This is a genomic window from Sodalis sp. RH22 (assembly GCF_047324165.1).
GTDB lineage: Bacteria > Pseudomonadota > Gammaproteobacteria > Enterobacterales > Enterobacteriaceae > Acerihabitans.
Window position 1 is genome coordinate 5,576,663 of record NZ_CP178731.1, and the last position, 11,806, is coordinate 5,588,468.

Annotated in this window: 10 protein-coding genes; 8 read left to right on the forward strand and 2 right to left on the reverse strand. The window is 62.2% G+C overall.

From position 1 onward, the window contains the following. Positions 1-156: 156 nt before the first annotated feature. From prmB to ACL2XN_RS25460, 7 genes are all read left to right on the forward strand, one after another. Positions 157-1,089 carry a 50S ribosomal protein L3 N(5)-glutamine methyltransferase gene (gene prmB / locus ACL2XN_RS25430; RefSeq protein WP_413727931.1) on the forward strand — a complete coding sequence of 311 codons (933 nt, stop codon included), beginning with the start codon at positions 157-159 and terminating at the stop codon, positions 1,087-1,089. A 37-nt stretch (positions 1,090-1,126) separates the two neighbouring features. After that, on the forward strand, positions 1,127-2,212 hold the full coding sequence (aroC, locus tag ACL2XN_RS25435) for a chorismate synthase (protein WP_410014174.1): 1,086 nt from the start codon (positions 1,127-1,129) through the stop codon (positions 2,210-2,212). 4 nt (positions 2,213-2,216) lie between these two features. Next, positions 2,217-3,047 (forward strand): penicillin-insensitive murein endopeptidase, encoded by an 831-nt coding sequence (gene mepA, locus ACL2XN_RS25440; RefSeq protein WP_413731028.1) that lies wholly within the window; start codon positions 2,217-2,219, stop codon positions 3,045-3,047. Between the two features lie 101 nt (positions 3,048-3,148). Further along, positions 3,149-3,946 (forward strand): sulfite exporter TauE/SafE family protein, encoded by a 798-nt coding sequence (locus tag ACL2XN_RS25445; RefSeq protein WP_413729729.1) that lies wholly within the window; start codon positions 3,149-3,151, stop codon positions 3,944-3,946. A 16-nt stretch (positions 3,947-3,962) separates the two neighbouring features. Then, positions 3,963-4,538 (forward strand): elongation factor P hydroxylase, encoded by a 576-nt coding sequence (locus tag ACL2XN_RS25450; protein ID WP_410014176.1) that lies wholly within the window; start codon positions 3,963-3,965, stop codon positions 4,536-4,538. A gap of 9 nt (positions 4,539-4,547) precedes the next feature. Further along, entirely contained in the window at positions 4,548-4,844 is a 297-nt protein-coding gene (locus ACL2XN_RS25455) for a YfcL family protein (protein ID WP_410014177.1), read from the forward strand. 306 nt (positions 4,845-5,150) lie between these two features. After that, positions 5,151-7,223: a TonB-dependent copper receptor gene (locus ACL2XN_RS25460; protein ID WP_413731029.1), complete on the forward strand. Its 2,073-nt coding sequence runs from the start codon at positions 5,151-5,153 to the stop codon at positions 7,221-7,223. A 7-nt stretch (positions 7,224-7,230) separates the two neighbouring features. Here ACL2XN_RS25460 and mnmC read toward each other — a convergent pair whose 3' ends face one another. Next, on the reverse strand, positions 7,231-9,249 hold the full coding sequence (mnmC, locus tag ACL2XN_RS25465; protein WP_413729730.1) for a bifunctional tRNA (5-methylaminomethyl-2-thiouridine)(34)-methyltransferase MnmD/FAD-dependent 5-carboxymethylaminomethyl-2-thiouridine(34) oxidoreductase MnmC: 2,019 nt from the start codon (positions 9,247-9,249) through the stop codon (positions 7,231-7,233). A gap of 155 nt (positions 9,250-9,404) precedes the next feature. Here mnmC and fabB point away from each other — a divergent pair, with 155 nt between their 5' ends. After that, positions 9,405-10,616: a beta-ketoacyl-ACP synthase I gene (fabB, locus tag ACL2XN_RS25470; protein WP_410014179.1), complete on the forward strand. Its 1,212-nt coding sequence runs from the start codon at positions 9,405-9,407 to the stop codon at positions 10,614-10,616. Between the two features lie 134 nt (positions 10,617-10,750). Here the strand turns inward: fabB and flk are convergent, their stop codons facing one another. After that, a complete protein-coding gene (flk, locus tag ACL2XN_RS25475) occupies positions 10,751-11,785 on the reverse strand; it encodes a flagella biosynthesis regulator Flk (RefSeq protein ID WP_410014180.1) in 1,035 nt (344 codons plus the stop codon). Between the last annotated feature and the right edge of the window lie 21 nt (positions 11,786-11,806).

Consider the following 11,806-nt stretch of genomic DNA (forward strand, 5'->3'; position numbering starts at 1 on the left):
TTTTCCGGCGAAATTTTCCATTTCCGGCGCCATTTTCCCCCAGCGGTAAAAAATGTCGGCCATCACGCGGCATGACGGGGCGATGCCTGCTGCTTTGTCGTGCGCTTCATGGCAAACTATGTCCTTAGAACCGCATCATGCCCTGGGGTGAAATAATTGGACAAAATTTTTGTGGATGAGGCCGTCGCCGAACTGCACAGTATTCAGGATCTGCTGCGCTGGACGGTCAGCCGTTTTAACGCCGCGCAGATTTTCTACGGTCACGGCACCGACAATCCCTGGGACGAGGCGTTGCAGCTGGTATTGCCCAGCCTGTTCCTGCCGCTGGACCTGCCGAAGGACATGTATGGGTCGCGGCTGACGTCCAGCGAGCGCTACCGCATCGTGGAGCGGGTGGTGCGCCGGATAAATGAACGTATCCCGGTGCCTTACCTTACCAACAAAGCCTGGTTTTGCGGCCTGGAATTCTATGTGGATGAACGGGTGCTGATCCCCCGTTCGCCCATCGGCGAGCTTATCGACGATCGCTACCGCGACCTGCTGCCGCATCCGCCCGGCCATATCCTGGATATGTGCACCGGCAGCGGCTGTATCGCCATTGCCAGCGCCTTTGCCTTTCCGGAGGCGGAAGTGGACGCGGTGGATATTTCCGCCGACGTTCTGGCGGTGGCCGAGCACAATATCCAGGCGTATGGACTCGACGAACGGGTCACGCCGCTGCGTTCCGATCTGTTTCGCGAACTGCCGGCCCTGCGCTACGATCTGATTGTCACCAATCCTCCTTATGTGGATGAAGAGGATATGAACGACCTGCCGCAGGAGTTCCACGCCGAGCCGGTGCTGGGGCTGGCGGCGGGCCGCGACGGCCTGAAGCTGGTGCGCCGCATCCTGGCCTGCGCGCCGCAGTACCTGAATGACGACGGCGTGCTGATCTGCGAAGTGGGCAACAGCATGGTGCATCTGATCGAGCAGTTCCCCGACGTCCCGTTTAACTGGCTGACGTTTGACCACGGCGGCGAGGGGGTATTCTCACTGACCCGCGAACAGCTTGTGGCCTGCAGCGATTGCTTTACAATATTCCAGGATTAACCGGTATGCGTGTTAACACATTGAGAGAGGCGTCCTGATGGCAGGGAATAGTATCGGCCAATTATTTCGCGTCACCACCTTCGGTGAATCCCATGGGGTGGCGCTGGGGTGCGTCGTCGACGGCGTGCCGCCGGGCCTGCCCCTGACCGAGGCAGACCTGCAGCAGGATCTGGACCGGCGCAAGCCCGGCACCTCGCGCTATACCACCCAGCGGCGCGAGGCGGATCAGGTGAAGATCCTGTCCGGCGTGTTCGAGGGGGTGACGACCGGCACCAGCATCGGCCTGTTGATTGAAAACACCGATCAGCGCTCGCAGGACTACAGCGCCATCAAGGATGTCTTCCGTCCCGGCCATGCCGATTACACCTACGAGGTGAAATACGGCGTGCGCGATTATCGCGGCGGCGGCCGCTCGTCGGCGCGGGAAACCGCCATGCGGGTGGCGGCGGGTGCGATTGCTAAAAAATACCTGGCGCAAAAATTCGGCGTGACGGTGCGCGGCTACCTGGCGCAGATGGGCGACATCGCCTGCGAGCTGAAAGATTGGGACCAGGTCGGGCAAAATCCGTTTTTCTGTCCCGATCCGGACCGGCTGGAGGCGTTGGACGAACTGATGCGCGCCCTGAAGAAAGAGGGCGACTCCATCGGCGCCAAAGTCACGGTGGTGGCGGAGCATGTGCCCGCGGGCCTCGGCGAGCCGGTGTTCGACCGTCTGGACGCCGATTTGGCCCATGCCCTCATGAGCATTAACGCGGTGAAGGGCGTGGAAATCGGCGACGGCTTTGCGGTGGTGGCCAAGCGGGGAAGTGAAAACCGCGACGAAATCACGCCGCGGGGATTTACCAGCAACCATGCCGGCGGCGTATTGGGGGGCATCAGCAGCGGCCAGGCGATACTCGCCCATCTGGCACTGAAACCCACTTCCAGCATCATGGTGCCTGGCCAGACCATTAACCGCGCCGGCGAGCAGGTGGAAATGGTGACGCGCGGCCGCCATGACCCCTGCGTGGGCATCCGGGCGGTGCCCATCGCCGAGGCGATGATGGCGATGGTATTAATGGACCACTTCCTGCGCCAGCGCGCGCAGTGCGGCGATGTCAACTCAACCCTTCCTCAGTGGTAATATGATGCGGCAATGGATAGTCGGATTACTGGCCCTGGCCTCCGTCCAGGTGTTTGCGGCGCCAACGCCGTGGCAGAGCATCAATCATCCGGTTCCCGGACCGGCGCAGGCCATCGGCGAGTTCGCCAACGGCTGCATTATCGGCGCGCAGCCGCTGCAGCTGCAGGCGGCCAACTACCAGGTCTTGCGCCCGGACCAGCGGCGCTTTTACGGCCATCCCGATCTGCTGATGTTTATCCTGCGCCTGAGCAATCAGATCCGCCATCTCAACCTGGGCGACGTGCTGCTGGTGGGCGATATGGCCATGCCCGCGGGCGGCCGTTTCGGCAGCGGCCACGCCAGCCATCAGTCGGGCCTGGACGTGGATATCTGGCTGCAGCTGCCGCGCCAGCGCTGGACGGCGCAGCAGTTGCTCAAACCGCAGCCCCTGGATCTGGTGACGGCTAACGGCCGCGATGTTAATCCGGCGGTATGGCAGCCGCAAACCGCGATGCTGATCAAACTGGCCGCCGAAGACAGCGAGGTCACGCGGATTTTTGTCAGCCCGGCGATTAAAAAGCAGCTGTGCCGGGTGGCGGGCGATGATCGCGGCTGGCTGGCCAAGGTACGCCCGTGGTTTGGCCATCGCGCCCATATGCACGTGCGCCTGCGCTGTCCCGCCGACAGCCTGGAATGCCGTGAGCAGGCGCCGCCGCCCGCCGGCGACGGCTGCGGCGCCGAGCTCGACAGCTGGTTCCTGCCGCCGAAACCGGGCGTGCCGCCGGTGAAAAAAACGCCGCCGCCGCTGCCGGCATCCTGTCAGGCGCTATTGGATCGCCATCTGATCACGCAATAACCGATGCCGCCGCGGGCCGGGGAGCGTCCGGCACGGGCGCCGGTTGGCGCCGCCCGGCTTCATGCCGGGCGGGTATGGGTTTTTTACCACTGGATTCATTCATGGATTGGTTAGCGGTTTCCCCGCTGGTGTTTGCCTTGTTGTTTTTCGTCAGCATGCTGGCGGGGTTTATCGACTCCATTGCCGGCGGCGGCGGGTTAATTACCCTGCCGGTGCTGCTGGCGGCGGGATTGTCGCCGGCGCAGACGCTGGGCACCAACAAACTGCAGTCGGTGGGCGGTTCCTTCTCCGCCAGTCTTTATTTTGTGCGCCAGCGGGCGGTGGATATCGGCAACCAGAAGCTGACCATCGCCATGACGTTTATCGGCTCGATGACCGGCGCGATACTGATCCAGCATCTGCGCGCCGACCTGTTGCGCCAGGTATTGCCGCTGCTGGTGATAGGCATCGGCTTGTATTTTCTGCTGATGCCGCATATCGGCGAGGACGATCGCAAGCGCCGCCTGTCCGCCTGGCCGTTTGCGCTGGTGGCCGGGTGTGGCGTCGGCTTTTATGACGGGTTTTTCGGCCCCGGCGCCGGCTCTTTTTATGCGCTGGCCTACGTGACGCTGTGCGGCTTTAACCTGGCGAAATCCACGGCCCATGCCAAGGTGCTTAACTTCACCTCCAATCTGGGCGGACTGCTGCTGTTTATCTTTGCCGGCAAGGTGGTGTGGAGCGTGGGCGTCGTCATGCTGGCCGGGCAAATCCTGGGCGCGCGCATGGGCGCCCGCATGGTGCTGACCAAGGGGCAACGGCTGATACGCCCGACCATCGTGGTGGTATCGCTCCTGATGAGCCTGAAACTTTTGTACGATAGCCATGGCGCGGCGATTGCGCTCTGGCTGTCTTCATTGTGATAACCGAACCGAGATTATGTCTAGCGAAACCCATGATGTTCAGCACCTGATCGCCTTGTTCGACGGCTGTTTTGCCGACACGCTTAACACCCGGCTAATCAGGGGCGATGACGAACCCATTTACCTGCCGGCCGATGGGGATCTGCCTTTTCACCGCATTGTTTTTGCCCATGGCTATTACGCCAGCGCCATGCATGAAATCTCCCATTGGTGTATCGCCGGCGCCAGGCGCCGGCTAATGGTGGATTTTGGCTATTGGTACTGCCCGGACGGGCGCGACGACACCACGCAGCGCCAGTTCGAGCAGGTGGAAATCAAGCCCCAGGCCCTGGAATGGCTATTTTGTGCGGCGGCGGGGTTTCCCTTCAATGTCAGCTGCGATAATCTCAATGGCGATAGCGAGCCGGACCGTATCGCGTTCCAGCGCTTGGTGCATGGGCAGGTCATCCGCTATCTCGACCAGGGTATTCCTGACCGTGCGGCCTGTTTTATCCAGGCGTTGCATGCGTTTTACCATACCCCGCCGTTAACGCGGAGCCAGTTCCGTTCCCCGGTCGCGATAGATGCCGCCCCGACGTTGCATAATGAATGAGGACATTCGATGATCGTAACTTTTGAAACGCGTATCCTGGCGTTAATTGACGATATGGTGGAGCACGCCACCGACGATGAATTATTTGCCGGCGGCTATTTGCGCGGCCACCTGACGCTGGCGGTCGCCGAAGCGGAGGAAAATAACGAGCATACCCTTGAAGCGCTGCACGATCGGGTACAGGCCTGCCTGGCCAAGGCTATCGGCAATGGTGAACTGTCGCCGCCGGATCAGGTACTGGTGCTGGGCATGTGGCACCGGCTGTATGAACAGGCCAAAGCCGTACCAACGATAAACGAAATTTAAGTTATCACACGCCATCCTGGCCTATCACGTACAATCCCGCATTAACGTGATGGACGTTTTTCAGGCTGATGGCGCCAATTTACAGACCTTGTTACAGTAGCATTTGCGGCGTTATTTCCTGCGGCTCGCCGCGTGAACGCCCGTGTATCCCTGCCGCGCGTACCGCCGGCACATACCCGTTCCCCCCTGAATCACGCCAACGCGCCATCCCCTTCCGCCGGACATTGACAGGCCTGGCCGTCCGCGCCGGTAGCACCCTTACCTCCGTCTTATCAGGAAGCAGAAACTCAATCACAAGGAACGATGATGTCTGGCTACCCCATACACCCTAAAGACACCTGTCCGCCGCGCCGTCTGACCGGCCTGATACCGTTATTTACCCTGGTGGCGGCCCACCACGCCGTCGCCCATACTGTGCCCGCGCCGTCCGCCGCCGCGCCGCCGGTCATCGCCGACAGCGATGTGATAACGGTAACCGCGCCATTGCATTCCCCGCTGACCGTCGTCACGTCCCCCAAGACGCCGCGCCAGCCGTTGCCGGCCAGCGATGGCGCCGGTTACCTTAAAACCATTCCCGGCTTCGCCCAGATCCGCAACGGCGGCACCAACGGCGATCCGGTTTTTCGCGGCATGTTCGGATCCAGGCTGAAAATACTCGCCGACGGCGCGGAAATCCTCGGTACCTGCCCAAGCCGCATGGATGCGCCGACCGCCTATATCTCCCCGGAAAGCTATGATGTCCTGACCCTGGTCAAAGGCCCGCAAACCGTTCTGTGGGGGCCGGGCTCCTCGGCGGGCACCCTGCGTTTCGAACGCGTCTTTCCGCATTTCGATAAGGCCGGCGTAAAAACCCAGCTTGGCCTGCTGGCGGGATCCAACGGGCGCCGGGATGAAACTGTCCAGGCCGCCGTGGGCAATGCGCTGGGCTATATGCAACTGTCCGCCAACCAGTCCCGCGCCGGCGACTATCGCGACGGCGCGGGACGGCGCGTGCCCTCGCGCTGGGATAAATGGAACGGCGATCTGGCGCTGGGCTGGACGCCGGATGACGCCACCCGGATGGAGCTGACCATGGGCCGCGGCAACGGCGAGGCCAGTTATGCGGGCCGGGGCATGGACGGCGCGCAAATCAAACGCGAAAGCCTGGGCGCGCGCTTTGAGAAAACCGGTATCGGTGATGTGCTGGACCGGGTCGAGGCCCAGCTCTACTACAGCTATGCCAATCATGTCATGGACAACACCAGCCTGCGCTCTCCCGTGCAGCAGCCGGCCGCCGCCGGCTGCTGCAAGATGCGCGCACGCCAGGGGCCGCCAAACGCCGCCCGGCGCAGTAACCCGGATCGCCGCACCCTGGGGGGGCGCGCCGCCGGCACCTGGCTGTGGACCGATTTCCAGCTGCAGTCCGGCGCGGACATGCAAACCAACACGCATCGCGTCAAAAAAAGCACCGGCTGGGACCGGGATGCGCTTTTTCAGGATTACGGCGTGTTCAGCGAGCTGACCTGGCATGCCTCCGGGCATAACCGTATTATCGGCGGCGCGCGCCTCGATCGCAGCCTGGCGGACAAATATGATGATACGGGGTCGCGGTCGCGCGCCGCAATCCTGCCCGCGGGCTTTATCCGTTACGAGCAGCAGCTGAGCGCGCCGCTGCTGTGGTATGCGGGCATAGGTTATACCGAACGTTTTCCGGATTATTGGGAATTATTCAAACCCAAAGCCGGACCGCGGCCGGGATCCGATCCCTTTGCCGCGCTGAAAAGTGAAAAAACCACCCAGATCGATGCCGGCTGGCACTACGTGAATGGCGGTTTTAACGGGTGGCTGTCCGGTTATGCCGGACGGGTGGATGATTTTATTTTAGTCAAATACGACCCGAACAATGCCTACGGCAGCCAGGCGGTCAATATCAGCGCCCATATCATGGGCGCGGAGCTGGGCATGGGGTATCGGCTGGCCGAACACTGGAAAACCGACGCCAGCCTTGCCGGGTCGTGGGGCAAAAATACCCGCGACGGGCGTCCGTTGCCGCAGATGCCGCCGCTGGACGCCCGTGCCGGCCTGACCTATGAACGGCAACGCTTTAGCAGTACCGCGCTATGGCGCGTGGTCAGCGCCCAGCGCCGCATCGCCGCCAACCAGGGCAATGCGGCGGGTAAGGATTTTGCCGCCAGCCCCGGCTTCGGCGTCCTGTCGGCCAATGTGGCCTACAGGTTAACCAAAGGCATCAAGCTCAGCAGCGGCGTCGACAATATCCTCGACAAGCGCTACAGCGAGCACCTCAACCTGGCGGGCAACAGCGGCTTCGGCTACACGGCCGATAGGCCGATTACCGAGCCGGGCAGGACCCTGTGGGGCAGGGTGAATATGGTATTCTGAACAGGCGTCAGAGCGGCCGCCCCTTTAACACTTTACGCAGCCAAAAACGATTGGGACTTAATGCCGCCGACTGCGCCAGGCTCAGCGGCAGTGGCTCGCCGAATATCTGGCCGGCCAGGATCTCCGCCGCCAAGGGGGCGGTGCATAAACCGCGCGACCCCAGGCCGCCCAGCATAAACAGATTTGCATACACCGGCGCGTCCGCCACCGCCTCGCCGGCCAGCAGGCGTCCGGGCAGATCGCCATACGCGCGTTGGGTGGCGGCAAAATCCGGCACGCCGCCCAGCATGGGCAGATGATCCCTGGCGCTGCTGCGTATGCTGGCGCGTGCCTCGCCGGCGCTGACATCAACGTACTGTGCCCAGGATTGCCCGGGCAGGGAGGCGATTAACCGGTCGCGGTTGGCCCGCTGCTCATCGGGGCGGTAAGTCATGTCCTCGTCGTCGCGCCGGGCGCTGGCGCCCAGGCAGTGGGTGCGAAAGCCGGGGCTTGCGGGCGTCAGGTAACCGTCATAACACAGCACCTGCTTCAAGGTCCGCAGTGCCGGCTGGTCGGGAACATAGCTGACCTGCCCGCGCACGCTGGTCAACGGCAGCGGGGCGGTAATCGGCCATTGCAGCATGCGGTGCCCGGCGGCCAGCACCACCGTGGCATGGCGGGCCTGGCGCCCCGCGCCGAAATCCAGCAACCAATCGTCCGCGCCGGCGTTTAATCCCCGCACCTCATGGCCGTAGTGCACCGCCATGCCGCGGGACTGCGCGCGCGCGATGATGCCGGCGGTGAATTGGGCGGGGTTGAGCCAGCCTCCCAGCGGATAGGTGACCCCGCCGCTGCCGGTGGCAAGCCCGGTCAGCGCGGGCATGTCTTCGCAGGCCACCGCGCTGATGAGCTGCGCGGGCCAGTCCGTGGCCAGGATTTGCCGCAGCTTGCGCCGGGATCGGTCGTCATAGGCCAGTTGCGTGACGCCGCACCACTGGTGCTCAAAGATGACCCCCTGGCGTGCGCACTCCTGGTAATAGTGGTGCGCGAAAGGAAAAGCGATGGCAAAAAACTGCGCCAGCTCGTCATCCTCATTATTCAGCAGTGGATATAAGGCGCCCTGGCGATTGCCTGACGCCCCCTGGGCCGGGCCGCTATCGGCGCAATAAAGAGTCACCCGCGACCCGCGGCGCTGCAGGGCCTCCGCCGCCAGGGCGCCGGCAATTCCCCCGCCGATAATCGCCACCTCAAGCGGGTCGCGCGCGGGGCGCCGGACGTACCAGGGCGCGCGCGGCGCTGTCGCCAGCGGCGCGGCCAGGCTGCCGGCCAGCATTTCCCGCTTGCGGCCGAAACCCGGCGGCTTAAGGACGGTAAATCCCGCCTGGCGCAGGCCGCGCCGCACAAATCCCGCGGCGGTAAAGGTGGCGAAGGTCCCCTGCGGCGCGGCGAATCGCACCATGGCATGAAACAAGGCTTCGCTCCACATGCCGGCGTTTTTCGCCGGGGCGAAGCCGTCCAGGAACCACGCATCCACCCGGCCGGACAGGCTGTCGTCCAGAAGCGGCAGCAACGCGTTGATCTCGCCGTACCATAAATCCAGCGTGACGGCGCCGTCCGCCAGGATCAGCCGGTGGCAACCGGGCGTCGGCAACGGCCAAAGGCTGCGCAGCCCGGCGGCATAGCTGGCCAGCTCCGGCCAGCGCGCGTGGGCCTGCGCCATATCCTCGATTTTCAGGGGGAACTGCTCGAAGCTGATAAAGTGCAGGCGTCGCAGCGGCGCGTCGGGCCGCCGCCGTCTGAACTGGTCAAAGGCCTGCCACAGCGCCAGAAAGTTAAGTCCGGTGCCGAAGCCGGTTTCCGCCACCACCAACGATGCCCGCGTATGTTGTGCAAACCGCTCCGGCAGTCCGTTGCCGGCTAAAAAAACATAGCGGGTTTCTTCCAGTCCATCCTGGCTGGAAAAGTAGATGTCATCAAACTGTCGGGATACAGGTGTACCGTCTTCATTCCAATTAAGGATGGCGTTGCAGATAGGCGCGCGATTCACGGCGTAAGGCTCTTTTGTCAAGAAATGTTGAGATTTTAACGAGGTGTGCTTTGCGGCGCAAATTTTGCAAACTTCGTCTGATCGGACTTGTTCAGCGTACAACTGTACGCTAAAGTGCGTCACAGAATCTTATATATAAATACAAGAGGTATTAAATGAAACGTGCAGTGATTACCGGCCTGGGGATCTTATCGAGTATTGGTAATGACCAGAAAGAAGTCCTGGCATCTCTGCAACAAGGCCGCTCCGGAATCACTTTTTCCCAGGAATTGAAAGATTCCGGTATGCGCAGCCATGTGTGGGGGGATATTAAACTTGATACTAACGGGCTGATCGATCGTAAAATTGCGCGCTTCATGAGTGATGCCTCCATTTATGCCTACCTTTCCATGGAGCAGGCTATCCAGGATTCCGGGCTAAGCCCCGAGCAGGTTTCCAACGATCGCACCGGCCTCATCGTCGGTTCCGGCGGCGGCTCGCCGCGCAACCAGGTTGCCGGTTCCGACGGCATGCGTGCGCGCGGCCTGCGCGGCGTCGGCCCCTATATGGTCACCAAGGCCATGGCTTCCGGCGTGTCCGCCTGCCTGGCGACGCCGTTTAAAATCCGTGGCGTCAACTATTCCATCAGCTCCGCCTGCTCCACCTCCGCGCACTGTATCGGCAACGCGGTGGAAATGATCCAACTGGGCAAGCAGGACGTGGTGTTTGCCGGCGGCGGCGAGGAATTGTGCTGGGAAATGGCCTGCGAATTCGACGCCATGGGCGCGCTGTCTACCCGCTACAACGAGACCCCGGCCAGGGCGTCCCGTACCTATGACGTCAACCGCGACGGTTTCGTCATCGCCGGCGGCGGCGGTATCGTCGTGGTGGAAGAATTGGAACACGCGCTGGCGCGCGGCGCGCATATCTATGGCGAAATTATCGGGTACGGCGCCAACTCCGACGGCGCCGACATGGTGGCGCCTTCCGGGGAAGGGGCTATCCGCTGCATGCAGATGGCGCTGAAAGACGTCGATACCCCGATCGATTACCTTAACGTACACGGCACCTCCACGCCGGTGGGCGATGTCAAGGAACTGTGGGCCATCCGTGAAACCTTCGGCAGCCAGCAGCCGGCGTTTTCCTCCACCAAAGCCATGACCGGCCACTCCCTGGGCGCGGCGGGGGTGCATGAAACCATCTATACCCTGCTGATGCTGGAGCATAACTTCATCGCGCCGAGCATTAATATCGATGAGCTCGATCCGCAGGCCGAAGGCATGAATGTCATCACCGTACCCACCGAGCGGCGGCTGACCACGGTAATGACCAACAGTTTCGGGTTCGGCGGCACCAACGCCACCCTGGTCATGCGCAAGTATCTCTAACGGGCCGATGCCCTTGGGCGTGCGTCAGGCAACGCCTATCGGGCATGCGGGAATATCCTCTCCCTAACCGTAATTAAAAAACCATCCTGCCGGCGTGTCCGCATGCAGGATGGTTTTTTTGTCGGCCAATCAGCTCAGATCAGGATCCAGATCAGCAACAGAACCCCGGCCACGGCAATCGCCATGATCCAGCGCGAGCGGATGGTTTTTGCCGCCGGCGTCATCGGTTCGGTGGCGATAAGCGGGCTCATGGCCGGCTGCAGCAGACGGGGGTCGGGGGTTTGATGCTGGCTTTGCGTGCGGGTAAGGCGATAGATAAACAGGAACTGCATTACCGCGCCCACCTGCGCCGGCGTCAGCACGCTCTGGGGCAGCGCGTTGAAATGCTGTTGGCAGTACGCTTCTATCGCCTGCTGTTCATCGCTATTGGTCGGCTGTTTCAGGGTGGCCTGCACCGATGCCAGGGTAGGGGAGGCCTGCTGCGACAGCGTCATATGTCCCTGCAGAAATTGCATCAGCAGCTGGAAATGACGTGCCGGGATAGGATCGCCCGCTTTCAGGCCCATCATGGTCATCACGCTTTGCCAGATTTCCGCCGGGGATTCGCCGGTGACCGCCGCCAGGCGGGTAATCTGCTGGTTCAGGGCATGATGTTCGGCCGGCAACAGCGTGCGATCGGTAATGGCGGACTGCTGCGGCTGCGGGATATTCAGCTGGCCGTTTTGCAGTAACGCCACCACCTGCAGCAACTGCTCGGGGCCAAGCTGGCTTAGCACGGTATGGCCATATTCCCGGCGAATAAAATCACTGACCGCCTGGCGGTTGTTACCCTGGGGCAGCAGTTCGGTGAGCTGTTGCATAAGCTGGCGCCCGGCGTGGGTTTGCTGTGCCTGGCCCAGCCTGGTTTGCAGCAGCTGTTCGGCGGGCTGGAAATGGCCCGCCGTCAGCTCGCCGTCGTTGGCGATATTCAATTGATGGCGCAATGCGGCCCAGATCTCCGGGGCCTTGCTGTTGCTTAACGCCATGATCTTGATAATCAGACGCTCCAGGGCGGTGCGTTGCGCCGTGGTCAGCGGCTTTTCACTCTCCGGCCCTAAAGGTGCGCTGCCCGCGGCGCCATGGGGCGGATCGCCCTGTAAAGGTGTACCGGGGCCACTTACAGGTTGCATATGACTCATCCTTTAGCATAG